The following is a 24,827-nucleotide window of genomic DNA, read 5'->3' as shown; positions in this document are numbered from 1 at the left end:
GCCGTCACTTTTCCTGGCCGTGGGCGCGGATGGAAGAGGGCCCGCCGTACCGATCGAGCGGTACGACGGGCCCCGAGGCTGTCCGGCGGGTCAGCGCGGCGCCGGTGGCCGCAGCGCGATGGCCTTCAGGAAGATGCCCCCGATCTCGGTCGGGTTCTTGGCGACGAAGCTTCCGCCACCGGTCACCTTCGTGATCGAGTCCAGCTCCGCCTTGCTCACGCCGTCGCCGATGCCGATCAGGATGACCTGCACCGGCCGATCCGGGTCGGCGAGGCCCTTCAGGTCGGCGAGGAGCTTCGCCTGGGAGATGCCGGACTTGTCATCGTTCTTGCCGTCGGTGAAGAGCACCACCGAGTTCACCCGGCCCGCCTGCCAGTCGCCCTGCACCCGCTTGTAGGCCGCGAGGATGGTGTCGTAGAGGCCGGTGTCACCGTCGGACGGTCGGATGGTGCTCAGCGCCGACTCCAACCTGCCCCGGTTGCCGGAGAGCGGCGCGATGCCCACCAACTCCTTGTAGTCCCGGGTTCCGACCAGGTTGGTGGAGAAGGTCCAGAGCCCGATCTGCCACGAGTTGTCGAAGAGACCGAGCCCGCGACGGGCCGCCTCGACCGTGACCTCCTCGCGGCTGCGGTTGTTGGCGGCCGGCACCTCCGCCTTCATCGAGCCGGAGACGTCGATGACGGCGAGCATCCGGCCGGTCTGGGTGGCGATGGACCAGCTGGAGACGACCCGGTCGATCGAGTCGCCGTCCAGCCCGCCGGCCGCCGTGCCGCCACCGTTCGGCGCGGCCGGCGTTCCGGCCGGGCTGGGAGCGCCCTGCGGCGCCTCGAACCCCGCGCCCCAGTTGCCGTCCGGCGCCCGCAGCCCGCGCGCGGCCAGCCGGTCCCGGAAGTCGCCGGTGGTCAGCAGCTCGAAGAGCACCCGGGCCGCCGAAGCCTTGTCCGGCTCGACGCCGGGCAGCACGGCGAACGGATAGTCCAGCGGCGCCGGCGCCGGTTCCAGGTAGAGCGCGGCCAGCGGGACCGGCGGCTTCGTCTTGTTGTAGGCGATCACGTCCTCTTCGGAGAGGGCAGCGGCGCCGAGGCCGCTCGCGATCGCCGCCGGATCGGTCGACTTCGGGAACCGCTCGAGCAGGTCGGTGCGGAGGGCGGAGCGACCCGTGGCCAACGCGCGTAGCGCGCCGACAGTCGTCTCCTGGTCGCCGCCCGCGCCGCCCGCGGCCGCGGTCAACGACAGCAGGCCGGAGAGCCCGGCGCTGTCACGGGTGGGCTCGACGATGCCGGTGGAGAGCGGCTTGCTGCTGTTCACCTGCTTGAGCAGGTCGGTCCACTTCAGCTTCGCGTTCGGCCAGTCGAGCCGCATGGCGATCGGTTGGGGCATCGCGACGACCACCGGGCTGCGCGCGATCGACGCGCCGTTGGTCGGCGCGAAGGCGGTCGCCTCCTTCTTGAGCCGGACCAGCCAGGTGGACGAGTCCGGAATCCAGACGTCCGGCGCCACGGCCGTGCCGCTGGCCTGGCCCACGCCGGCCAGGACCGCGCCGTGCTTGGCGGCGACCACCGCCGCGACGTCGACCGGCTCACTGGCGCTGACGTTGACGGCGATACAGGTGCCGCCCACCGCCGCGCCGTCCTCGACCCACTGTGAGGCGGCGGCGTCGACCGCGGGGGCCAGCTCCGCCGACACGGCCACCGAGAGCTGGATCTGACCCGAACACGCGGGTTGTATCAACTCCCGGTAACCGAACCAGGTGCCCGCCGCAACAACGACGAGCGCCGTCGCCGATGCGGCGGCGGCGACTCCGGAAATCTTCGAACGCATGCGATGGCGGCCTGCAGACACGCAGACAATCTTGCGTACCCAGCGGCTGAACTGCCATGACCGTTCGGACGAAAGTTACGGAGGAGAAACAGTTGATCAACGTTTAGGAACTGAGGGTTACCAACCGGCCTCGCGGTGTGGCCGATCCGGTCGCCGTACGCCCCGACTCAGGGCAGCACACACGTCGGGCTCGGCACCGGCAACGGCTCATCGACCGGCTCGAGCGCCCCCGTCGACGCGTCGACCCGGAAGGTGCGAATCATGTGCGCTCGCTCGTCGGCCACGTAGAGGTGCTCCCCGATCAGCGCGAAGTGACGGGGCCACTCCCCGCCGGTCTCCACCTCGGCCACCAGGTCCGGCCGGTCGCCCCGCAGATCGAAGACGGCGACGGTGCCGACGCCACGATTGGCCACGTAGAGGAAGTTCCCGTCCGGCCGTACCGCGATCTCCGACGGCTGCACGTGCCCGGGCCGGCCGCTCGCGTTCACCCGGCTGAGCTCCCGCAGCGACCCGTCGGCCGTCAACTCGTACGTGGTGACCGTCGCGTCCAACTCGCCCACCAGGTGAACGCGCCGCCCGTCCGGATGGCGGGTCAGGTGTCGAGGGCCCGCGCCGGGCGTGGTGCGCAGCCGCGCGCCCCGAGGCGTCAGCCGGCCCGAGGCGGGGTCCAGGTCGTACCGGTAGACCGAGTCCGTTCCGAGGTCGACCGCGAGCAGCGGGCCGTCGGCGGGCCCCGGGGAGACCATGTGCGCGTGCGCCCGCTCCTGCCGCTGCGGATCCGGACCGTGCCCCTCGTGCGCCACCAGATCGGTGCGCTCGCCGGGCACCCCGGCGGAGTCGAGCGGAAAGACCGTGACGCTGCCGCCGCCGTAGTTGGCGGCCACGAGGTGACCACCGCCCGGGAGCACGGCCAGGTGGCACGGCTCGGCACCACCGGTGGCCCGGCTGGCCAGCGGCGTCAACTCCCCGGCCGGACCCACCCGCCACGCACTGACCGCCCCGTCGGCCAGCTCGTTGACGGCGTACAGCACGGGCCGGGTCGGGTGGCGGGCCAGGAACGACGGCGAGGCGGTCGGCGCGACGGTGTCCAGCAGCGTCAACGTGCCGGACGCCGGATCACGGCGGGCCGTCATGACCCCGATTCCGCGCCCGCCGCTCTCCGCCGTGTAGCACCCGATGTGGACGACCTCAACCCGACCGTTCACCTGATCCGCCCTCCGCCGACGCCTCCGTCAGATCCAACCAGAGACTTCCCCCGTCGCCGCCCGGTCAGCCATCGGTGCGTGATTTCTTTCCCGATGGACAGCCGAACAGCAGGCTTCGACGGCCGACCTCCGGCCGCGGGCTTTCGACGGCCGCCGGGCGGCCGCGGGCTTTCGACGGCCGACGTCCGGCGGTGCGAATGGCGAGGCTCAGGCCACCGGCACCGGCTCGCCCCGCTGCCGGGCGACGTGCTCGACCAGGCCGATCAGCACCAGCTTGCCGGACTGCCGATCCCGCGCGTCGCAGAGCAGCACGGGCACCTCCGGGTCGAGGTCCAGTGCGCGACGTACGGTCGCCAGGTCGTACTGGCGAGCGCCGTCGAAGCAGTTCACCCCCACGACGAACGGGATGCCCCGCTGCTCGAAGTAGTCGATCGAGGGGAAGCAGTCGGACAGCCGACGGGTGTCGGCCAGCACCACCGCGCCGAGCGCCCCGAAGGCCAGCTCGTCCCAGAGGAACCAGAAGCGGTCCTGTCCCGGGGTGCCGAACAGGTAGAGCTGGAGGTCCTCGTTGATGGTGATCCGGCCGAAGTCCATCGCGACAGTGGTGGTGGATTTCCCCTCCACGCCGGAGATGTCGTCGGTGTCGGCCCCGGCGCCGGTCAGGATCTCCTCGGTCTGCAGGGGCCGGACCTCGCTCAACGCGCTCACCAGCGTCGTCTTGCCGGCGCCGAACCCACCGGCGATGAGGATCTTCAGCGCCAGGGGCACCCGGGTACCGGCGCCCGTCCGGTCAAAGCGCACGGAGTCCACTGACCACCGCCTTGAGAATGTCGTCGTCGGGAATGGAGGAGGCGGTGAGCGGCTCGTGCACCGCGATCAGGCCGCGCGCGAGCAGGTCGCCGAGGAGCACCCGGACGACGCCGACCGCGAGATCCAACTCGGCCGCCAGCTCCGCCACCGGCACCGGCCGGTGGGTCAGCTCGACGAGTCGTCGGTGCTCCGGCGCGAGCTGCGGGTCGGCCGCGTTCGCCTGCGGCCCCGCCAAAATGAACGCGACCAGGTCGAACCCGTCGGCGGCGGAACGGACCCGGCCGCCGGTGAGCGTGTAGGGGCGGACGACCGGGCCTGCGGCGTCGTCCAGCCACTCGTGGTGCGGCCGCGGCGGCTCAGCCAGCATCGACGGCACCCGCGGACGGCCGGGCCGGGGCGGTGAGGTACTCACCCACCCGGATCACCAGCATCGCCATCTCGTACGCCACCAGACCCATGTCCGCATCGGCGTCGCTGACGACGGCGAGGCAGGCGCCCTGCCCGGCGGCGGTGACGAAGAGGTACGCCGACTCCATCTCCACCACGGTCTGCCGCACCGGCCCGCCGTCGACGTGCCGGCTCGCGCCGCGGGCCAGGCTGGCGAATCCGGCGGCCAGGGCGCACAGGTGCTCGGCATCGGCCCGGTCCAGATCGGCGGTGGAGCCGAGGAGCAGCCCGTCCGCCGACAGCACCACCGCCTCGCGGGCGGCCGGTACCCGTTGCACCAGCTCGTCGAGCAGCCAGTCGAGATCGGCGCTCTGCTTCGTCGGTTGCTGCACTAGGCGTCCCTCTCAGGATCGGTCGGTTCTCCGCCGGCCATCGGAGTGCCGGACGGCGGGGCCGGGTCGGGGCTGGTGCCGGGCGCCGGGCCGGTCGACGCCACCACGCGCCCACGGGCCACGTCGGGGCCGATGCCAGGCGCCGGGCCGGTCGACGCCGCGGCGCGTCCACGGGCGGTGCCCGCCTGCAACGCCGCCATCACCCGGCGCACCTCCTCGGGCGGACGCGGCGTCGGTGTGTCGTCGGCCGGGTGCGCCGAGGGGGCGGGCGGGGGCCGTCGGCGGACCCGTCGGGGCAGGCCGTCCAGGTCGCTCGGGGAGGTCTCCCCTGCTTCCGTCGAGGGCGGCGCCTCGACGGGCAATGGCGGCGCGAGCTGCTCGGCCACCGCATCGGAGCCGGCGGTCGTCGGCACCGGTGTGGAGGCGCGGCGGCTCGTGGCCACCCGTGGCCGGGGCGCCGCGCCACTTCGGGCGGCGGTCAGGCGACGCTCGGGCACCCGGCCGACGACGTCCCCCACGCCCGGGGCCGGTTCGTCGGTGACCAGCTCCGCCGGGATGAGCACGACGGCCGTGATCCCGCCCGCCTCCGACCGGCGCAGGTTGACCCGTACGGCGTGCCGGGCGGCCAGCCGCGCCACCACGAAGAGGCCGAGCCGGGCGCTCTCGGCGGGGTCGAACTCGGGCGAGCGGGCGAGCCGCCGGCCCGCGTCCTCCAGCGCGGCGTCGGACATACCCAGACCGCGGTCGGTGACCTCCAGGGCGTACCCGTTGGCCACCCGCTGACCGTTGACGCTGACCCGGGTGGCCGGCGGGGAGAAGGCGGTGGCGTTCTCGATCAGCTCGGCGAGCAGGTGGATCACGTCGCCGACCGCCCGCCCGAGCACTCCGGCCGGCTGCACGTCCACGATGTCCACCCGGTCGTACGCCTCGACCTCGGAGATCGCGCCACGGACGAGGTCCACGACCGCGACCGGATTGCGCCAGCCCCGGCCGGGGGCGGCCCCGGCCAGGATGACCAGGTCCTCGGCGTGCCGGCGCAGTCGGGTGGCGATGTGGTCCACCTGGAAGAGCTCGGCCAGCTCGTCCGGGTCCTCGGTGCCCCGCTCCATCCGGTCGAGCAGGGCGAGCTGCCGGTGCACCAGGCTCTGGCTGCGCCGGGCGATGTTCAGGAAGACCTCGTTGAGTCCACGTCGCAGGGTGACCTCGTCGACAGCCGCCCGGATGGCGGTGCGTTGCACCTCGTTGAACGCCCGGCCGACCTGGCCGATCTCGTCGTCGCCGTACTCCAACGGGGGTGCCTCGCGGGCCACGTCGACCTGTTCGCCCCGCCGTAGCCGGGTCACCACCTCCGGCAGTCGCGCTTCGGCCAACTCCAGGGCCGCGGTCCGTACGCCGCTGAGCCGGCGGGCCAGCGTCCGGCCGACCCGCACCGCGACCAGCACCGAGGCGACGACGGCGACCAGCCCGAGCACCCCGGCGACGGCGAGCCGGACGAGGATCCGGATCGCGTTCGGCACCGAGCGGTCGGCGAGCCCGTCGGCGGCGTCCAGCTCGTACTCCCGCAGCTGCTGCTGCACCTCGTCGTAGCTGGCCTGCCAGCCGGCCGGGTCGACCGACGGCACCGTCCGGGAATCTCCGGCGACCAGGCGGTCCTGCATCACCCGTAGTCGCGCGAAGGCCGGCTGCTCGGTCAGCCGTTGGTAGGCGGCCCGCTCCGCGGCGGGCAGGTCGGCCACCGCGTCCTCGGTGAGGAAGCGGTGGTTGCCGATGATCTGCACCAGCCGGGCGTGCTCCCCCTCGGCGTACCGCCCGGCGGTCACCACCCCGCTGAGCAGGGCGTCGGCCTGCGCGAGCAGTTCCCGGGACCGGCCGAGCTCGGTCAACGCGCGGGACTCCCGGTTGAGTTCCGGCTCGGGCAGCGTCGCGGTGGCGGCGAACGCCTGGAAGGCCGATCCGATCATCCCGTTGTAGAGCCCGAAGGCGCCGGCCCGGTCCAGTCTCCGCTGGTCGATGAAGCCCCGGCCGGCGGGGAGCGCGTCCAGGGCGGTGACGAGTTGGTCGATCCGGGCCTGGAGAGACGCGTCCGCGGCGTCCCGCAGCTCCTCGCCCGTGACCCGGCGGCGCAGCTCGGCGAGCGCCCGGTCGGTGCGTTCCCGCTGCTCGGCGAGGGCGGGCAGCGGCCTGGTGCCGGCGAGCTGCTCGACGGTGAGGCGGCGCTCCCGTTGCAGCTCGGCGACGGCTGCGTCGCCGGGGCGGCCCAGGTCGTAGCGGAACGTACGGGCGGAGAGCAGGTCGAGCGCCGGCCCGAAGGTCAGCGTGGTCGCGAAGATCCAAAGTGCCAGCAGTGCCGTCACCGGCACGACGACCAGCGCCGTCAGCTTCGAGCGGATCGGCCAGTCGCGCGTTCTCATCGGACCTCGCCCGGGCGGTGTGGCAGGAGGAGCGCCGGCGACGGCCGGGCAGCGCTCCCACCGGGCAGCCTCCCGGCACCTGGCGCCGGGCACCGGCACGGGCGCCTTGGGCAGGATACGTAATCGCGGCAAGATGCACTACCGCCCGTTGCGGTCACCACAACGCTCCGATGTGGAGCCGGGCGGGCGCGGGTCGACCGGTGGTGACCGGCGATCGTCGGAGCCGCACGACCGGACGCCGGCCACGCCAGGACCGGGTCCTCGTCGACCCCGCCTCGTCGACCCCGGTTCGCCGCTGGCCCAGGGCTGCTCCCCCGGCGCTCCGCGATCCGGCGACTCCACGGTCTCGACGAGGTCGGGTGCGGCGAGCGGCCCCACCGGCCGCCGCCCCGGTCCGGGAGTCGCCGTGGAATCGGCAACTTCCAGGTCGGAAACCGGACAAGCCGCGCAGCGAGGGCGTACCGGCGCGGCGGAGCGCAGGGATCGCCCAGGAAAGTACGGCGGATCGGGATTGGCGATCGGTGAGGCGAGGGAATACCGGGTGACGAAGGAGGAGCCATGTCGCCCACGCAGATAATCGTCATCCTCGTCGCCGTACTGGTGCTCGTGGCGATCGCCGTCGCCGCTCGCTCGTCGGCGCGCCGGCGGTCGTTGCGCAACCGGTTCGGCCCGGAGTACGACCGGGTGGTCGCCGAACGGGACAGCCGCGCGGCCGCCGAGCGGGAGTTGCGCGAGCGGGAACGCCGGCACTCGGAGTTGGCGCTCACCCCGCTCACCCCGGAGTCCCGGGCCCGCTACACCGCCGCCTGGGAGGAGCTCCAGGTCCGCTTCGTCGACTCCCCGGCCGACGCCGTCGGCGACGCGGACGAACTGGTCACCCGGCTGATCGCCGAGCCCGGGTACCCCACCGGTGACTTCTCCGACCAGATCGCCCATCTCTCCGTCGAGCACGCCCGCACGCTCACCCACTACCGGGACGCGCACGAGATCCACCTGCGCAACAGCCGGGGCGAGGCCGACACCGAGGAGCTGCGGCAGGCCGTCGTGCACTACCGCTCGCTCTTCGCCGACCTGCTCGGCGAGGAGCCGGTGCATCCCCGGCCACCGGAGCAGCGCCGGCCGGAGGAGCACCCCGAGCCCCGCGCGTCAGAGGCGGAGCCCCCGGCGCAGCGCCGCCCGGAGCAGGCCCACGACGCCACCAACCGCTGAGGAGGCACCGCGATGCGCCAGGACAAGCAGCAGGTGAGCAACGACCAGCCCGAGGCCGTCCGGTCCGCCCCGGTACCCGTGCCGCCCGGCGGCGACGGTGGTGGGCGGACGGAGGTGCCGGAGGACGCGCTGGACGACCGGGGCACGTTCGACGATCCGTCGGTGACCGGCGACGACGCCCGGACCGGGCGGACCGACGCCGACGACGACACCCGGGTCGCCCGAACGGCGCAGCGGGACGCCGGTGAGGGCGGCTTCCACGAGCCGGGGCCGGTGCCGACCGCCCTCGGCGCCCCCACGGTGGCCGGCGCCGTCGCCGCGTCCGCACTCGCCAGCCCACGTCCGGAGGACGAGCCGGACGCCCGGGAGGAGCGGACGGCGCGACCGGGCGACGGCGCCGAGGAGGGCACCCGCGAGGGCCCGCGGGCCGATCCGACGGCCGAACTGCACCGCCGGGGCACCTCGGTCACCGCGTCGGCCGCGTCCGGGGCGGTCCGGACGGACCCGTCGGCGACGCGCACCGTCGTGCCACCCGGCGCGGTCGAGGGCGGTCCGGAGCGACGGGCGGACCTGACCGCGTCCGGCGGCGACCCCGACGCGGGAACGGTCGACGCGGCCGGCTACGGCAGCCCCGTCCCCGGGGCGGTCGACCCGGACGCGGTCTCGCCCGACGCCGATCCCACCCGCTCCACGGGGCACGAGATGCCGGGCTCCGCCCCGGCCGGCCGGTCCGGCACCCTCGCCTCGGCGGGAACCGCCCGACCGGCCGGCTCCACCGTGGCCGCCGAGCCGGCGAGCCTCTTCGACGCGCTGACCGCGCAGGGGTTCCGCGATCGCTGGCGGGACGTCCAGCTGCGCTTCGTGGACGACCCACGGGCCGCGGCCGGCCACGCCGAGGCGCTCGTCGAGGAGGCCATCGAGGCGCTCTCCGCGGCGCTGGCGGCGCAGAAGAGCAGCCTCGGCAGTTGGCAGGGGGACGGCTCCGCGGACACCGAGGAGCTACGGATGGCGGTCCGTCGCTACCGGGACTTCCTGGACCGCGTGCTCGGTCGTTGACCGTCCACGAGGGCGCCCCGGCCATCGGCCGGGGCGCTTTCGTGTTTCCCGGCCGGTGAACCTCCGATCCAGGCGTGGACTCCGGTGGCCTCGGGTAGTAGGCCGCCCGCGAGACGCGACCGGTGGGACGAGAGGTGACGCGGATGGACGGCGGCGGACTTCGGCTCGACATGAACGCCTTGGACTACGTCCTCCTGGCGCTCTACTTCGTCACGGTGCTCGGCGTCGGCTTCGCCGCCCGCCGGGCGATCCGCACGAGCGTCGACTTCTTCCTCTCCGGCCGGTCACTGCCCGCCTGGGTGACCGGCCTGGCCTTCGTCTCCGCCAACCTCGGGGCCTTGGAGATCATCGGTATGGCCGCCAACGGCGCTCAGTACGGCGTGATGACGCTCCACTACTACTGGGTCGGTGCCGTGCCGGCGATGGTCTTCCTGGGCATCGTGATGATGCCCTTCTACTACGGCTCCCGGGTTCGTAGCGTGCCCGAGTACCTGCGGCTGCGCTTCAACCGCCCGACCCACCTGCTGAACGCGATCAGCTTCGCGGTCGCCCAGGTGCTGATCGCCGGGGTGAACCTCTACGCGCTGGCGCTGGTCATGCAGGCGCTGCTCGGCTGGCCGCTCTGGGTGGCCGTCATCGTCGGCGCCGCGATCGTGCTGGCCTACATCACCATCGGCGGCCTCTCCGGCGCGATCTACAACGAGGTGCTCCAGTTCTTCGTGATCCTGGCCGGGCTCATCCCGGTCACCGTGATCGGTCTGGTGAAGGTCGGCGGCGTCTCCGGCCTGATGGACGCGGTCCGCGACTCGAAGCTCGGTGCGGCGGGGTTGCACGCCTGGCAGGAGACCGGCAGCTCGGCCAATCCGCTCGGGGCGCACTGGCTCGGCATCGTCTTCGGGCTCGGTTTCGTGCTCTCGTTCGGCTACTGGACGACCAACTTCGCCGAGGTGCAGCGCGCGCTGTCGGCGAAGAACATGAGCGCGGCCCGGCGTACGCCGATCATCGCCGCGTACCCGAAGCTGCTGATCCCGGTCGTCACCGTGATCCCCGGTCTGATCGCCCTGGTGACCGTGAAGGGCCTGGGCGCGTCGAGCGGCGACCTGCAGTACAACAACGCGATCCCGCTGTTGATGCGGGACCTGCTCCCCAACGGCGTGCTGGGGGTGGCGGTCACCGGCTTGCTCGCCTCGTTCATGGCCGGGATGGCGGCCAACGTGAGCGGCTTCAACACCGTGTTCACGTACGACATCTGGCAGGCCTACGTCCGCCGCGACCGGCCGGACGACTACTACCTCCGGATCGGCCGGTACGCCACCATCGGGGCCGTCGTGATCGGCATCGGCACCGCCTTCATCGCGGCCGGGTTCAGCAACATCATGAACTACATCCAGGCCCTCTTCTCGGTCTTCAACGCCCCGCTCTTCGGCACCTTCATCATCGGGATGTTCTGGAAGCGGATGACCGCGCTGGCCGGCTTCTGGTCGCTGCTCTCCGGCACCGTGGTGGCGGTCGGGACCTATCTGCTGTACCGGGCCGGAGTGATCCACTTCAACTCGGACCTGGAGGAGAGCTTCTGGGGGGCGGGCCTCGCCTTCGGCACGGTGGCCGTGGTCGCCGCGATCCTCACTCCGCTGACCAGGCCGAAGCGCGACGAGGACCTGCGCGGGCTGGTCTACGGCACGGGCGGCGTCGACCTGAAGGGGGACGTGCTGGCCGGGGACGCCGCCTGGTACCGCTCCCCGCTGCTGCTCGGCGTGATCGCCCTGGCCCTGGCCGTCGTCCTCTACATCCCGGTCTTCTAGGAAAGGTGTTGGCGCCATGGAGAACCGCAGCGAGCCGGCTCGCGATCCGCTGGCCGGTGAGGACGAGACGGAGGCGCGCCGCTCGGCCGCCGCGCGCCTGTTCGACATCCGCCGGGTGATCGGTGGTCTCTTCGCGGTGTACGGAGTGATCGTCACCCTGATGGGCGTCTTCGACGGCCGGGCCGAGCTCGACAAGGCGGAGGGCGTCCGGATCAACCTCTGGGCGGGTCTCGCGATGCTCGCCTTCGGCCTGCTCATGCTGCTCTGGCAGTGGCTGCGCCCCGCCGAGCCGCCCGCCACCGGGGAGCGGGAGCGGGTGGCCGGCCAGCCGGACGACCCCGGGGCCGACTCCACGGCCCGGTCCTGACCAGCCGAGTCCGGGCCTGGCTCGGGTTCGTTCCAGCGGGCCGGCGCGAACACCCCGCGGCGCACCGGGCATGACGGGCCGCCCGCGGGGTACGCGATCGGATCAGGCAACGCGTGAGAGGCGCCTCGGGACAGGAGGGCAGCAGCATGAGCGATCGTGACCGCCAACCGCCGCTGGAGGAGAGCCCGGAGATGGCCGCGGCGGTGGACGACGACAGCACCGTCCCGCAGCTCCGGACGGGCGGCGGGGCGGATCGGGACAACCCGTCCTTCGCCCAACCGGGTGACCTCACCGGGCCGGAGGCCTCGACGGAGGACCTGCTCGGCGACCCGTACGCGGCGGGCACCGGAGCGACCGGGACCGGCACCGGCGCGGGCGGCGACAACATCCGTACCGGCGGGGAACAGCCCTGGGACCCGGAGGACCTGGTGATGGCCCGGGGGCAGGACCTCACCCCGGAGAACCTCGAACGGGCCCGCCGGGACCTCGACGAGCTGGGCCAGGCCGCCGTGGAGCGCACCGTGCCCTGACCTTCGGCAGACAGCAGGAGGCCCCTGCCCGACGCGAGATGCGGTCGGGCAGGGGCCTTGTCGTGCGCCGTGCCCGAATTCGGACCTGGCCAAATCACCCAGGCCCGCCCAAGCCGTGGGGAGAGCGCAGGCGCGGACAGCACGGCACCAACCCTCCCGAGTGACACCGCTGGGAGCGAAAGCCGCGTACCACCCGCCAAGTGCTTACACCGCATAAACGTAGAAACACGAATCTTTCCCTTCATAAGTCATGAAACGGTCTAACGTCAGTCTCAGCTCGGGTGCGCCGAGTTCAGGACAACAGGGATGGAGTGACGCAGGTCATGGCTAAGAAGATGCTCGGGAAGATCGTCGCGGGCGCCGCCCTCGGTGGGGCGTCCCTCCTGGTTTTCACCCCCGGAGTCGCGCTCGCGGACGGGCACCACGACGGCAAGGACCGGGACGGGAAGGTCCTGGCCAAGCCGCACGTCGTGAAGGCCGGCGAAGAGGTCAAGCTCCTCGAGATCTGCTCCGAGAAGCAGGAGCACGCCTTCGTGTGGTCGAAGGTCACCGGCAAGGTCGACCTCAAGCCCGTGAAGGACGACCGGCGCGAGGACCGGGGCGACGAGCACGGCAAGGACGACAACCGCAAGGACGAGCACGGCAAGGACGACAAGGACGAGCACGGCAAGGACCAGAACGGCAAGGACGAGCACGGCAAGGACGACAAGGGCAAGGACGAGCACGGCAAGGACGAGCACGGCAAGGACGAGCACGGCAAGGACGAGCACGGCAAGGACGAGCACGGCAAGGACGACAAGGGCAAGGACGACAAGGGTCGTGAGCACGAGGCTCGGGACGACTCGGGTCGTGACTACGAAGGCAGCGAGAACGGCGGCGACTGGCAGAACGGCGAGCGGACTTCGGCGAACGGTGGTCAGGGCGCGGCCGCCGACGACCCCAAGAAGGAAGAGGACCGCAAGCACGAGGACCGCAAGGACGAAGACCGCAAGAACGAGGACCGCAAGGACTGGAACGGCTACGAGCACGGCCAGGACGCGGGCCGCGAGGAGCACGGCGACAAGAAGGACGACAAGAAGAAGGACGACAAGAAGGACGAGGAGTCCCGCAGCCACGAGGAGAACGGCTCGTGGGAGAACGGCGGCAGCGAGTACGGCTCGGAGAACGGGTCGGAGTACGGCTCGGACTCGAAGAAGGACGAGGAGTCCCGCGACCACGAAGAGAAGCGCTCGTGGGAGAACGGCGGCAGCGAGAGCGGCTGGAACGGCGAGGAGTCCCGCGAAGGCGGCGACAAGGGCTGGGAGCACAAGCGTGACTTCGTCTACTACGGCGAGGCCAAGGTCGACAAGGACGCCAAGCCCGGCCGCTACGAGCTGAAGGGCTCCTGCGGCGAGGGCGAGCTGGTCGTCCTGCCGCGCGGTGGGGTCGACGGTGGTGACGGCGGCGTGGCCGGCGGCACCGACATGAACCTGGCCGCCGGGGGTGCGAGCCTGCTCGGCGCCGCCGCCCTGGGCGGGATCGTGCTGATGCGTCGTCGGCGGACCGATGAGTCGGTCGCCTGACGCGACGGCGACAAGGGCCGGCGGCCGTCACGGGAAACCGTGGCGTGCCGCCGGCACCGTTGTCGTCGTCCTGCTCGCCATGGCCGGCGTCGGCATGATCGGCGCCTCTATGACGACCGCCTCCGCGCCCCGCCCGCCCCAGCCCCTGGCCCAGGCCGGCCCCGAGCCGAGCCAACTGGCCGAGGCGGACCAGCCGGCCGAGGGGGACCCAGCGCCCACCGGACTTCCCCGCGCGACGCCCACCACCATCGCGATCCCCCGGATCGGGGTGGACGCACAGATCATGTCGCTCGGGACCAACCCGGACGGAACGGTACAGGTGCCTCCGCTGGAGCAGGCCGACCGCGCGGGCTGGTACGAGCCGGGGCCGAGCCCCGGCGAGGTCGGCAACGCGGTCATCGTCGGTCACGTGGACTCGGCCGCGATGGGCCCCGCGGTCTTCTTCGACCTGGGCGCGATGCAACCCGGTGACACGGTCACGGTCAACCGGTCGGACGGGCGGCCGGCCACGTTCCGCGTCGACTCGGTCAAGTCGTACCCGAAGGACCAGTTCCCGACCGAGTTGGTCTACGGGCCGAGCGAACGGCCCGGACTACGGGTGGTCACCTGCGGCGGCCAGTTCGACGAGACCGCACGCAGCTACCTGAACAACGTGATCGTCTTCGCCAGCCTGGTCGGCTGAGGAGAGGGCAGGATCCGGCCGGTCGGGATGCCCCGACCGGCCGGATCACGTGCGGTCCCCGGTCAGGCCGCGGCGGAGGTCCGCACCAGGGTGCGGATCTGGCGCAGCAGCACTGACAGCGCGGCGAGATCCGCCCGGGACTCGTCGAACTCGCCCATCGCCCGCCGGGTCCGGTGGATGGAGGTCGAGTTCGACTTCTCCCACTGCTGCACCCGCTCCTGCGGCGACAGGTCGTCCGGCGTCGAGTCGAGCACCTCGGCGGTGAGCGCGGCCAGCGCGGCGTACAGGTCGTAGCGCAGCGCCATCCGGGCCAGCGTCTGCCACCGGTCCTCCCGCGGCAGCAGGGAGATCTTCGACAGCAGCGAGTCCACCCGGAAGAGGTCGGAGAGCACGAAGTAGACCGGAGCCACCTCGCCGACGTCCCGTCGCCGGTTCGCCGCCGTCTCCACCACGTCCAGCAGGCCGAAGCTGTACATCAGCCGGGTCGCCTGCTCGGCCAGCTCGCGCGGCAGGCCCCGCTCCGTCATCGAGTCGATGTGGGCCGTGATGGCCTCCCGCTCGCTGCCGTAGAAGAGGCTCTCCAGGCCGGGCAGCAGCCGCGCCACGCCGTCGCGGAGCCGGCGGATCTCCGCCGGTACGTCGATCGGCGAGCGACGGTTGGTGACCAGCCACCGCACCGCCCGGTCGAGCAGCCGGCGGGTGTCCAGGTAGACGCTGGTCTGCAACTCCGGCGAGACCTTGTTGTCCAGGGCCTCGACCGCGTCCCAGAGCTCCCCCAGCCCGAAGACCTCACGGACCACCACGTACGCCCGGATCACGTCGGCCGCCGAGGCCGCCGTCTCCTCCGTCACCCGGAACACGAACGAGATGCCGCCCCGGTTGATCGCCTCGTTCACCAGCACCGTGGTCACGATGTCCCGGCGGAGCCGGTGCCGGGCCATCCGGTCGGCGAACCGCTCGCGCATCGGCGTCGGGAAGTAGTTGACCAGGACGTCGGTCGTCCACTCCTCGTCGGCGAGCCCGTCGGCGAGGATGTCCCGCTCGAGGACGATCTTGACGTACGCGAGCAGCACCGCGAACTCCGGAGCGGTCAGTCCGGACTCCACCCGGACCGCGAGCTCCTCGTCCGGTGGCAACGCCTCCAGCGACCGGTCGAGCGCACCCGAGCGCTCCAGGTCGTTGATCATCCGCCGGTGCACCGGCAGCAGGGACGCGGCCTGCGCCTGGGCGTTGTTGATCGCCCGGGCCTGGTCGTAGTTGTCCCGCAGCACCAGCTCCGCGACCTCGTCGGTCATCTCGGCGAGCAGCTCGTCCCGCGCCGCCGTGGTCAGCTCCTCGTCGGCGACCGCGGTGTTGAGCAGGATCTTGATGTTCACCTCGTGGTCGGAGGTGTCCACGCCGGCCGCGTTGTCGATGAAGTCGGTGTAGATGCGACCACCGGTCAAGGCGTACTCGATCCGGCCGAGCTGGGTGAAGCCCAGGTTGCCGCCCTCACCGACGACCCGGCAGCGCAGGCTCCTGCCGTCGACCCGGATCGCGTCGTTGGACTTGTCGCCCACCTCCGCGTCGGTCTGGCTGGAGGCCTTGACGTACGTGCCGATGCCGCCGTTCCAGAGCAGGTCCACCGGCGCGGTCAGGATCGCCCGCATCAGCTCCTGCGGCGAGAGCTGGTTCACGCCGTCGTCCAGGCCGAGCCGCACCCGGATCTGCGGCGAGATCGGGATGGACTTGGCGGTACGCGGGTAGATGCCGCCCCCCGCCGAGATCAACTCCGCGTTGTAGTCCTCCCACGACGAGCGGGGCAGGTCGAAGAGCCGCTTCCGCTCGGCGTACGACGTGGCCGCGTCCGGTTCCGGGTCGAGGATGATGTGCCGGTGGTCGAAGGCGGCCACCAACCGGATGTGCTCCGAGAGGAGCATTCCGTTACCGAAGACGTCGCCGGACATGTCGCCGACGCCGACCACGGTGAAGTCCTCGCTCTGGGTGTCGTGCCCCAGCTCCCGGAAGTGCCGCTTCACGGACTCCCAGGCGCCCCGGGCGGTGATGCCCATCTTCTTGTGGTCGTATCCGGCCGAGCCACCGGAGGCGAACGCGTCACCGAGCCAGAAGTTGTGCGCCGTGGAGATCTCGTTGGCGATGTCGGAGAAGGTGGCGGTGCCCTTGTCCGCCGCGACCACCATGTACGGGTCGTCGCCGTCGTGCCGGACCACGTCCTCCGGCGGCACGATCTGCCCGCCGACGATGTTGTCGGTCACGTCGAGCAGCCCGGAGATGAACTCCTTGTAGCAGGCGACCGCCTCGTCCCGGTCCCCCGGCTTCTGCTTGAGCACGAAGCCGCCCTTGGCGCCGACCGGCACGATGACGGTGTTCTTCACCATCTGCGCCTTGACCAGGCCCAGCACCTCGGTGCGGAAGTCCTCCCGCCGGTCGGACCAGCGCAGACCACCGCGGGCCACCGAGCCGAAGCGCAGGTGGACACCCTCGAACCGGGGCGAGTACACGAAGATCTCGAACTTCGGCCGGGGCGCCGGCAGGTCCGGAAGGGCCTGCGGGTCGAGCTTGAACGCCACGTACGACTTGGGCCGCCCGTCGGTGCGCCGCTGGTAGAAGCTGGTCCGCAGGGTCGCCTGGATCAGCGTCAGGTACGAGCGCAGGATCCGGTCCTGGTCGAGGCTGGCCACCTCGTCGAGCGCCGTACGGATGCTCTCCACCAGCTCGGCGCTGCGCTCCTGGCGCTGCCCGGTGTCGGGTTCGCCGGGCGCGAAACGGGTCTCGAAGAGCTGGACCAGCAGCTCGGCGATGCGCGGGTACGCGATGAAGGTCTGCTCCATGTAGTCCTGCGAGAAGACCGTGCCGGCCTGCCGCAGGTACTTCGCGTAGGCCCGGAGCACCACCACCTGCCGCCAGGTCAACCCGGCGCGCAGCACCAGCTCGTTGAAGCGGTCCACCTCGGCCTCGCCCCGCCACGCCGCCGCGAAGGCGTTCTCCACGTGAGGGCGCACCTCGGCCAGCTCCTGGTGGGCCTCGGGCAGCTGCAACCCGAAGTCGTACAGCCAGATCCGGCCGTCGATCCGGTCCACCTCGTACGGATGCTCGTCGATCACCCGTACGCCGAGCGAGTGCAACACCGGCAGCACGGCGGAGAGCATCATCGGCTCGCCGTACCGGTAGACCTTGAACCGGACGTCCATCGACTCGTCCTGGTCCGCGCCGGCCCGCGCCCCCGCCCGCGGGGCGGACTGCTTGCGGAACAGGTGCATCTCCAGCTGGCCGGGCTCCTCGAGCAGCTCCAGCTTGGCCAGGTCCTTCATCGCCTCGTACGGCGTGTGGCCGTCCTTGTAGCCCTCCGGGAACGCGTCGGCGTACCGGGCGAAGAGGTGCTTGGCCTGCTCGTCGCCGAGCTTGCGCTCCAGCACCAGCCGGTAGTCGTCGTCCCAGAGCCGGGTCGCGTCGGCGAGTTCCTCGGCGAGCAGGTCGGCGTCGATGTCGCCGGGCGGGTTCGTCGGGTCGGTGCGGACGATGAAGTGCACCCGGGCGAGCATCGACTCGGTGACCCGGGTGGTGTAGTCCACCCCCACGCCGTTCAGCTCGCGCAGCAGGATGTCCTGCATGCGCAGCCGGTTCTGGGTGGTGAACCGGTCCCGCGGCAGGTAGATCAGGCAGGAGATGAACCGCCCGTAGGCGTCCTTGCGCAGGAACACCCGCAGCTGCCGGCGTCCGGCCATCCGCAGGACACCGATCACCGCGTGGTAGAGGTCGTCGGTCTTGATCTGGAAGAGCTCGTCGCGCGGGTAGGTCTCCAGGATCTGGAGCAGGTCCTTGCCGGAGTGGCTGCGCCGGCTGAGGCCCGAGCGTTCGAGCACCTCGGCGACCTTGCGGCGGACCACCGGCAGCTCCCGCACGCTGGTGCGGTACGCGGCCGTCGAGAAGAGGCCCAGGAAGCGCCGCTCCCCGACCACCTGGCCGGCCTCGTCGAAGATCTTGAAGCCGATGTAGTCCAGGTACGCCGACCGGTGCACGGTGGCCCGCGAGTTCGCCTTCGTGATGATCAGGAGGCGCTTCTCCAGCACCTTCTCGTGGGCTTCGGGCGTCATCGACGACAGCGCCCGCGCCTCCGGCGCGTCCTGCCGCAGGATGCCGAGCCCGGTGCCGAGCACCGCCTCCAGCGCCTGACCGCCCTGGGGGGTGTCGACCAGCCGGTACTCGCGGTAGCCGAGGAAGGTGAAGTGGTCGTGGGCGAGCCACCGCAGCAGCTCGACCGAGTCGGTGATGTCCTTCTCCGGCACCGGCGGCCGGTTGTCACTGGTGCGGGCGGCGGCCAACTCGTCGGCGAGCGCCAGGGCCCGCTGCCGCATCTTGGGCCAGTCCTCCACCGCCTCGCGGACGTCGGTGAGGACCCGCTGCAGCTCCCGGCGGATCCGGTCCCGCTCGGCGGCGTCCCGGACCGGATCGATCTCGATCCGCATCCAGCTCTCGACCAGGTCGCCGGCGATCGCGTCGTCCGGCTCGACGTCCGCGGAGACCTCAGCCAGCCGACCCAGTGGCTCCCGGCGCACCACGACCAGCGGGTGGACCAGCAGGTGGACGTCGAGATGGTGCGAGTTGAGCAGCGCCGTCACCGAGTCGACCAGGAAGGGCATGTCGTCGACGACGATCTCGACCACGGTGTGGTGCTGCTCGGCGTCCGGCTCGTGGATGCGCAGCTTCAGCTCGCCGGGCACCCGCTGCTGCGCCAGGTCCCGGTGCGCGCGCGCCGCGTCGAGCATCTCCTCGGCGGTGAAGCCGATCAGCTCCTCGTCCGGCGCGAACCGCCAGAAACGGCTGACCAGCGTCGCCGCGTCCTGGTCGTCCCCCGCGAGCGCGACCGCCTGGGCCACCAGACGCTCCGCGTTGGGTACGGGTTCGTCGAGCTCGGCGTCCTCCACGTCGTCGGCCAGCGCCTCCGTCGGCAGGCCGAGCTCGTAGATGGTGTCGATGCTCGACCCGGTCAGCCCGGTGACGCCCGTGTCGAGCCGGCCGTAGCCGTCCCCGTCGGTCGCCGAATCGAAGCTGTCGTCGTTCCCGCCGGTGTCGTTCAGCCGGAGGTCGGATTCCGGTTTGATCGCCGGACGCCGGTCCATCGGTGCCACTCCCCTCGACGACCCACCGCATTGTGGGTCACTCTGCCGCCCAGCCTAGGCCCTACGGGTTCACCCCTTCGCGGGCGGACCACGGGCCGGACGTCCGGATCTGGACTTTGTCCATTCGCCCCTTGCGGGTCCGAGGTTGGCCGCCTGCCGTGTACCCCTTCGCGCGATGTTCATCACACTGCCCCCGCCCAGTCTTTCCCCACGTCGCGGCCCGTCCCGGACAGTGGGTCCGCCGTTCACGTACTAGCGTGGGGCGACCCGACCGCGGAGGGACCTGACGCATGCCCCTGTCGTACCCACGTCACACCCGTCGCACCCGCCCCAACCGGCTTCTCGTCGCCGTGGCCGCCAGCCTGATCGGCGTCGGCGCGCTCACCGCGTGCTCCGGCGAGGACGGCCCGGAACGCAGCGTCGACGCCTTCCTGTCCGGTTGGCGCTCCGGCGACCTGCAGACCGTGGGCTTCGTCGACGCGACCGGCGCCAAGGTCCCCGCCGACGAGGTGGTCAAGGAGATCAAGGAGCTCTCCGGCGAGCTGGCCGCCACCCCGCCCACGCTGCGCCGGCAGGGCGACGCCAAGATCACCGCAGACACCGCCACCGCCGGAATCCGGATCGAGTGGACGCTCCAGGGCGACACCCGCTGGGCGTACGACCGTCAGGTGCGGCTGGCGCACGGCGACGACGGCCAGTGGCAGGTGATCTGGGAGCCGCAGCTCGTGCAGGAGCAGCTCACCAAGGGCGACCGGCTCGGGCTGCGCCGCGACACCGGCGCCCGCGCGGGCGTGCTGGACGCCGCCGGACGACCGATCGTGGCACCGCGACCGATCGTCCGGGTCGGCGTGCAGCCCAACCAGGTCAGCGACGTGCCGGGGCTGGTCAAGAAGCTCGACAGCGCGTTCCGGGCCATCCGGCCGGTGATCGTGCCGGCGGTCGACCTCGCCGACCTGCCCAAGCGCCTCTCCGAGGCCGATCCCGGCGCGTTCGTCGAGGTGGTGACGCTGCGGGACGAGGCGTACCGGCAGATCAAGTCGCGCATCTACGACCTGCCCGGCACGAAGTTCCAGTCCGACAAGGCGGACCTCGCCCCCACCCGGGAGTTCGCCCGGGCGCTGCTCGGCTCGGTGGACCCGGCACAGGCCGACGACCTGGCCGCCCACCCCGAGAAGTACCTCGCCGGTGACCTCGTCGGGCACGGCGGGTTGCAGGGCCGGTACGACGACCGGCTGCGCGGGCGACCCGGCTTCACCGTGATCATCAAGCGTCCCGGCGAGGACGGCACGCTGGTGCCGACCGGCAAGGAGGTCTTCCACCACGAGCCCCAGCCGGGCCAGCCGCTGAAGACGACCCTCGACGTGGCCGTGCAGAACGCGGCCGACGGGGCGCTGCGCGCACAGCCGCAACGCTCCGCCCTGGTGGCCGTACGGATCAGCGACGGCGCGGTGCTCGCGGCGGCGAACGGTCCCGGCCCGGCCGGAGAGAACCTCGCCTTCGACGCCCAGGTCCCGCCCGGCTCGACCTTCAAGATGGTCAGCGCCCTGGGCCTGCTCGACCGCGGCGCGGTCACGCCGGAGACCACCGTGAAGTGCGACAAGACCTTCACGGTGGACGGCCGGTCGTTCAAGAACTCGGACAACTTCGCGTTGGGCGCGGTGCCCTTCCGCACCGACTTCGCGAAGTCCTGCAACACCGCGTTCGCGGCGTTGGCCCCGAAGCTGGGCGGCGACGGTCTGGCGGTCGCCGGCCGGTCGTTGGGCCTGGAGGGGCAGTGGGACCTCGGGGTCGACGCGTTCACCGGCAAGGTCTCGGCGAACGGGTCCCCCGCCGAACAGGCCGCCGCCTCGTTCGGCCAAGGCACCACGCTGGTCAGCCCACTGGCCCTGGCGGCCGCCACCGCCGCCGTCGCCCGCGGCCACTTCGCCCAGCCCAAGCTGCTGCTGGATCCGGCCCCCGCCAAGGCGGCCCCGCTCGGTCAGCCGCTGAAGCCCGAGTCGGTGCAGGCGCTACGGGCCATGATGCGGGAAGTCGTCACCGTGGGCACCGCGAGCACGCTGAAGGACGTACCGGGCCAGCCGGTGCACGGCAAGACCGGCACCGCCGAGTACGACAACAACCCGGCGCACACCCACGCCTGGTTCGTCGGCTGGCAGGGGGACGTGGCGTTCGCCGTCTTCGTCGAGAAGGGCGGCGCGAGCACCGCCTCCGCCGTACCGATCGCCGAACGCTTCCTCCGCGCCCTACCCCGCTGACGACCGACCCGGCTCGCCGAGCCCGCCGGGCCGTTGGCCGGGGCCGGTGGCCGGGTCAGTCCGGGACCGGGACCGGGGTCAGGCCGGGGCCTGGGCCAAGCCGGGGCCTGGGCCAAGCCGGGGCCAGGGCCAAGCCGGGGCCAGGGCCCGGGCCGAGCCAGGGCCGGTGGCCAGGCCGAGACCGGTGGCCAGGCCGGGGCCGGGGCCGGTGGCCAGGCCGGGGCCGGGGCCGGGGCCGGGGCCGGTGGCCAGGCCAGGGCCTGGGCCGGTGACCAGGCCAGGGCCTGGGCCGGTGACCAGGCCAGGGCCTGGGCCGGTGACCAGGCCAGGGCCTGGGCCGGTGACCAGGCCAGGGCCTGGGCCGGTGACCAGGCCAGGGCCTGGGCCGGTGGCCAGGGCCGGTGACCAGGCCGGGGCCAGGGCCGGTGACCAGGCCGGGGCCAGGGCCGGTGACCAGGCCGGGGCCGGTGACCAGGCCGGGGCCAGGGCCGGTGACCAGGCCGGGGCCAGGGCCGGTGACCAGGCCGGGGCCAGGGCGTGATCGACTCGACATCCATGAAGTCGGGGTGTCCGGCCGGGCCGGACAGCCCGACTTCAATGAACCCGAGTGGATCAGTCAGTCGCTCGGTCAGGCGAGGCCGGCAGCTGGGCGCGGCCTCTCCTCGGCCGGTGCCGGACGGTCGTCCTCCGCCCCGTTCCGCTCGGCCGTGACCTCCGGCCGGCGGAGCCGCCCGGGCCCGGCCGAGGCAGGCGGCCCGACCGGCTCGAACCCGGCCGAGGCGGGCGATGCGCCGGGTTGCGGCCCGGACGAGGTGGGCGGCCCGGTCGGCTCCGGCGCGGACGAGGTGAGCAGCCCGGCCGAGGCGGGCGGCGCGACGAGCCCCGGGCCGAGCGAACCCGGCCCGAGCGAACCCGAGCCCAGCGAACCCGAGCCCAGCGAACCCGGCCCGAGCGAACCCGAGCCCAGCGAACCCGAGCCCAGCGAATCCGGGCCGAGCGGGCCGGCGGGCTCCTCCGCCGAACCTCGGACCGCGACGGCGGGAGGCAGGGCGCCCGGAGAGGCCAGACCGGACGGGACGGGACCGCGGGCAGCCGTCGTGGCCGAGGACGCCGTCGCGGAGACGGACGGCCGCCGGGTGCCGCGGCGCGGGGCGGGTGCCGGGGTGTCCGGCGGGCCCGGCAGCAGCCGGGGCGGTACGGCCCCCGGGGAGGTCACCGGGGTCAACCCGGCCACCACCGTGTTCACGATCTCGGCGGCGTACGCACCGTCGGGGTCGTAGTCGGGGTCGAAGACGGTCAGCTCCACGCCCAGGCAGTGCGGGGTGTCCACCAGCCCGGCGAGCAGGATCTCCAGCTCCGCGAAGGCGATGCCGCCGGGGTCGGGCGCGTCGACCGCCGGCATGACCGCCGGGTCGAGGACGTCCACGTCGATGTGCACCCAGTAGCCGGCGCACTCGGCGAGCTGCTCGTGCGCCCACTGGGCGGTCCGCGCCGCGCCCTCGGCGCGCAGCGCCGGCACGGGGCGGGTCAGGATGCCTGCGGCCTGGAGGTCGAGGCGGTACTCGTCCTGCGCACGGATGCCCAGCACCACCACGTCGATGTCGCGGAAGTAGGGCCGGCGCCCCTCGATCGCCGCCAGGTCGGCCTGTCCACGGCCGGTGACCAGGGCGAGGTCCTCGCCGGCCGCCGCGCCGACGTACGAGGCGTTGCCGGGGTGCCGGAAGTCCGAGTGGCCGTCGACGAAGATCAGCCCGATCCGCCCGCCGACCGCCTCACCGAGACGGTGCATGGCCAGCGCGGAGCCGAGCAGCACCGAGCAGTCACCGCCCAGCACCAGCGGGAACTCGCTGCGGTCGATGATCGCGCCGATCCGGTCGGCGAGCGCCACCGAGTACGCGGAGATCTCCCGGGCGTGGCAGACGCCGTCGCCGGGACGCCAGTCGCCCGGGTCGTAGCGGGGTGGGGTGAGGTGACCGGCGTCCCGCGCCCGTAGCCGGGCCAGCAGGCCCTGATCGCGCAGTGCACCGGGCGCCTTGGCGCAGCCCGGGACCGAGCTGGGCGTCGGCGGGCGTAGGCCGAGGTTTGTCGGCGCGTCGAGGACGGCGATCCGGCGCATCATGGGCTCCCGTCCTCGGAGGTCGGGCGGGCCGGCCGGTCTGCCGGCCCGCACTGCTCTGCTACGTACTCGGAACCGTTCCGCTGCTCAGAACAGAGCGCTGGCCAGGGCGCGCCGGGCGGTGGCGACCGCCGGGTCGTCCGGGCCGGCGATGCTGAACAGGCCGATCAGGTGCTGGCGTACCTTCTCCCGGTCGTCACCGGCGGTGCGGCGGACCGTGTCCACCAGGCGCTTGTAGGCCTGCTCGGCGAGGCCGCTGATCACCTCGATGTCGGCGGCGAGCAGCTGCGCGTCGACGTCGTCGGGGTTCGCCGCGGCCGCCGCGAGCGCGCCCTGCGGGTCGGCGCCGCCGACCCGACGGGCCAGGCCCACCTGGGCCAGGCCGGCCTCGGCCGCGGCGTCGGCCGGGAAGTCGGCGAGGATCTTGCGGTACGCGTGCTCGGCGGCGTCCAGGTCACCGGTCATCAGGGCGTCGTCGGCCTCGTCGAGGCGCGGGTCGGCCGGCTCGGTGAGGGCTACCCCGCCGGCCTTGAGAACTGCCTGGATCCACTGCTTGAGCTGCGCCTCCGGCACCACACCGGAGAAGGCGTCGACCGGTTGGCCGCCGACCACGGCGTAGACCATCGGGATGCCCTGCACCCGGAACATCTGGGCGAGGCGGGGGTTGGCGTCCACGTCGATCTTGGCGAGCACCCAGGCGCCGCCGCCCTCGACCGCCAGCCGTTCGAGCACCGGCGAGAGCTGCTTGCACGGCTCACACCACTCGGCCCAGAAGTCGATCACCACGGGGGTGGTGAGCGACCGCTCCAGCACCTCGGACTGGAATGTCGCCTCCGTGACGTCGATGACGGTGGCACCGCCGACGGCGCCACCGGGGGCACCGGCGGGCGGGCCCGCCTGGACGGGCGCGGAGGTGGGGGCGGGGGCGCGGAGGGCGCTGAGGTCGACCGCGCCGCGAGTGAAGATCGACGAGGTGATCCGTGGGTCGCTCATGGTTATCTAGTTTGGCACGGACGTCGCCGAACTCAGATCAACCGCGACGGCGACAGTTGCAGTTCTCACCCTGCTCATCCCACCCGTACGGGCACAGACCGCACCGCGC

At 72.6% G+C, this 24,827-nt stretch carries 16 protein-coding genes and 1 pseudogene; 8 read left to right on the top strand and 9 right to left on the bottom strand.

Annotated elements, in window-relative coordinates:
- Positions 1-90 precede the first annotated feature (90 nt).
- From D7147_RS19320 to D7147_RS19295, 6 genes are all read right to left on the bottom strand, one after another.
- A complete protein-coding gene (locus D7147_RS19320; protein ID WP_199716808.1) occupies positions 91-1,842 on the bottom strand; it encodes a substrate-binding domain-containing protein in 1,752 nt (583 codons plus the stop codon).
- A gap of 146 nt (positions 1,843-1,988) precedes the next feature.
- Positions 1,989-3,026, bottom strand: a complete 1,038-nt coding sequence (locus tag D7147_RS19315; RefSeq protein WP_120679582.1) for a lactonase family protein — start codon at positions 3,024-3,026, stop codon at positions 1,989-1,991.
- Positions 3,027-3,233: 207 nt separating this feature from the next.
- Positions 3,234-3,836 carry a GTP-binding protein gene (locus D7147_RS19310; RefSeq protein ID WP_120679580.1) on the bottom strand — a complete coding sequence of 201 codons (603 nt, stop codon included), beginning with the start codon at positions 3,834-3,836 and terminating at the stop codon, positions 3,234-3,236.
- A complete protein-coding gene (locus tag D7147_RS19305) occupies positions 3,817-4,203 on the bottom strand; it encodes a DUF742 domain-containing protein (protein ID WP_120679907.1) in 387 nt (128 codons plus the stop codon). Before D7147_RS19305 ends, D7147_RS19310 begins: the two co-directional genes overlap by 20 nt.
- On the bottom strand, positions 4,193-4,615 hold the full coding sequence (locus D7147_RS19300) for a roadblock/LC7 domain-containing protein (RefSeq protein ID WP_120679578.1): 423 nt from the start codon (positions 4,613-4,615) through the stop codon (positions 4,193-4,195). The genes D7147_RS19305 and D7147_RS19300 overlap by 11 nt, the downstream gene beginning before the upstream one ends.
- Positions 4,615-7,026 (bottom strand): sensor histidine kinase, encoded by a 2,412-nt coding sequence (locus D7147_RS19295; RefSeq protein WP_120679576.1) that lies wholly within the window; start codon positions 7,024-7,026, stop codon positions 4,615-4,617. Before D7147_RS19295 ends, D7147_RS19300 begins: the two co-directional genes overlap by 1 nt.
- Before the next feature lie 558 nt (positions 7,027-7,584).
- Between D7147_RS19295 and D7147_RS19290 the strand changes: the two genes are divergently transcribed.
- The 7 genes from D7147_RS19290 to D7147_RS19260 all read left to right on the top strand — a co-directional run bounded on the left by D7147_RS19290 (position 7,585) and on the right by D7147_RS19260 (position 14,234).
- Entirely contained in the window at positions 7,585-8,235 is a 651-nt protein-coding gene (locus D7147_RS19290) for a hypothetical protein (RefSeq protein WP_120679574.1), read from the top strand.
- A gap of 12 nt (positions 8,236-8,247) precedes the next feature.
- Positions 8,248-9,291, top strand: coding sequence for a hypothetical protein (locus D7147_RS33720; RefSeq protein ID WP_120679572.1), 1,044 nt, complete (start codon positions 8,248-8,250; stop codon positions 9,289-9,291).
- 143 nt (positions 9,292-9,434) lie between these two features.
- Positions 9,435-11,093, top strand: a complete 1,659-nt coding sequence (locus D7147_RS19280; protein WP_120679570.1) for a sodium:solute symporter family protein — start codon at positions 9,435-9,437, stop codon at positions 11,091-11,093.
- A 16-nt stretch (positions 11,094-11,109) separates the two neighbouring features.
- Positions 11,110-11,460, top strand: coding sequence for a hypothetical protein (locus tag D7147_RS19275; protein WP_120679568.1), 351 nt, complete (start codon positions 11,110-11,112; stop codon positions 11,458-11,460).
- A 146-nt stretch (positions 11,461-11,606) separates the two neighbouring features.
- Positions 11,607-11,990 carry a hypothetical protein gene (locus D7147_RS19270; RefSeq protein WP_120679566.1) on the top strand — a complete coding sequence of 128 codons (384 nt, stop codon included), beginning with the start codon at positions 11,607-11,609 and terminating at the stop codon, positions 11,988-11,990.
- A gap of 323 nt (positions 11,991-12,313) precedes the next feature.
- Entirely contained in the window at positions 12,314-13,552 is a 1,239-nt protein-coding gene (locus D7147_RS19265; RefSeq protein WP_120679905.1) for a putative sodium/potassium/calcium exchanger, read from the top strand.
- On the top strand, positions 13,536-14,234 hold the full coding sequence (locus D7147_RS19260; RefSeq protein ID WP_120679564.1) for a class F sortase: 699 nt from the start codon (positions 13,536-13,538) through the stop codon (positions 14,232-14,234). Before D7147_RS19265 ends, D7147_RS19260 begins: the two co-directional genes overlap by 17 nt.
- Before the next feature lie 62 nt (positions 14,235-14,296).
- Here the strand turns inward: D7147_RS19260 and D7147_RS19255 are convergent, their stop codons facing one another.
- Positions 14,297-19,354, bottom strand: coding sequence for an NAD-glutamate dehydrogenase (locus D7147_RS19255; protein WP_120679562.1), 5,058 nt, complete (start codon positions 19,352-19,354; stop codon positions 14,297-14,299).
- Positions 19,355-19,644: 290 nt separating this feature from the next.
- On the opposite strand from D7147_RS19255, the gene D7147_RS19250 reads away from it, so the two are divergent.
- A complete protein-coding gene (locus D7147_RS19250; RefSeq protein ID WP_120679560.1) occupies positions 19,645-21,609 on the top strand; it encodes a penicillin-binding transpeptidase domain-containing protein in 1,965 nt (654 codons plus the stop codon).
- Between the two features lie 1,179 nt (positions 21,610-22,788).
- Here the strand turns inward: D7147_RS19250 and D7147_RS19240 are convergent.
- A pseudogene (locus D7147_RS19240) lies at positions 22,789-23,728 on the bottom strand (arginase family protein); the annotation flags it as partial.
- An 84-nt stretch (positions 23,729-23,812) separates the two neighbouring features.
- Entirely contained in the window at positions 23,813-24,718 is a 906-nt protein-coding gene (locus D7147_RS19235; protein ID WP_120679556.1) for a tetratricopeptide repeat protein, read from the bottom strand.
- Between the last annotated feature and the right edge of the window lie 109 nt (positions 24,719-24,827).

The organism is Micromonospora musae (assembly GCF_003626545.1).
Taxonomy (GTDB): Bacteria; Actinomycetota; Actinomycetes; order Mycobacteriales; family Micromonosporaceae; genus Micromonospora; species Micromonospora musae.
The sequence above is the reverse complement of the archived record's forward strand: the minus strand, read 5'-3'. Positions and strand labels throughout refer to the sequence as shown.

Excerpts from the sequence above, each read along its gene's own strand:
- D7147_RS19305 (WP_120679907.1), bottom strand. The coding sequence starts at position 4,203 with ATGCTGGCTGAGCCGCCGCGGCCGCACCACGAGTGGCTGGACGACGCC.
- D7147_RS19295 (WP_120679576.1), bottom strand. The coding sequence starts at position 7,026 with ATGAGAACGCGCGACTGGCCGATCCGCTCGAAGCTGACGGCGCTGGTC.
- D7147_RS19290 (WP_120679574.1), top strand. The coding sequence starts at position 7,585 with ATGTCGCCCACGCAGATAATCGTCATCCTCGTCGCCGTACTGGTGCTC.
- D7147_RS33720 (WP_120679572.1), top strand. The coding sequence starts at position 8,248 with ATGCGCCAGGACAAGCAGCAGGTGAGCAACGACCAGCCCGAGGCCGTC.
- D7147_RS19280 (WP_120679570.1), top strand. The coding sequence starts at position 9,435 with ATGGACGGCGGCGGACTTCGGCTCGACATGAACGCCTTGGACTACGTC.
- D7147_RS19275 (WP_120679568.1), top strand. The coding sequence starts at position 11,110 with ATGGAGAACCGCAGCGAGCCGGCTCGCGATCCGCTGGCCGGTGAGGAC.
- D7147_RS19270 (WP_120679566.1), top strand. The coding sequence starts at position 11,607 with ATGAGCGATCGTGACCGCCAACCGCCGCTGGAGGAGAGCCCGGAGATG.
- D7147_RS19265 (WP_120679905.1), top strand. The coding sequence starts at position 12,314 with ATGGCTAAGAAGATGCTCGGGAAGATCGTCGCGGGCGCCGCCCTCGGT.
- D7147_RS19260 (WP_120679564.1), top strand. The coding sequence starts at position 13,536 with ATGAGTCGGTCGCCTGACGCGACGGCGACAAGGGCCGGCGGCCGTCAC.
- D7147_RS19255 (WP_120679562.1), bottom strand. The coding sequence starts at position 19,354 with ATGGACCGGCGTCCGGCGATCAAACCGGAATCCGACCTCCGGCTGAAC.
- D7147_RS19250 (WP_120679560.1), top strand. The coding sequence starts at position 19,645 with ATGCCCCTGTCGTACCCACGTCACACCCGTCGCACCCGCCCCAACCGG.
- D7147_RS19235 (WP_120679556.1), bottom strand. The coding sequence starts at position 24,718 with ATGAGCGACCCACGGATCACCTCGTCGATCTTCACTCGCGGCGCGGTC.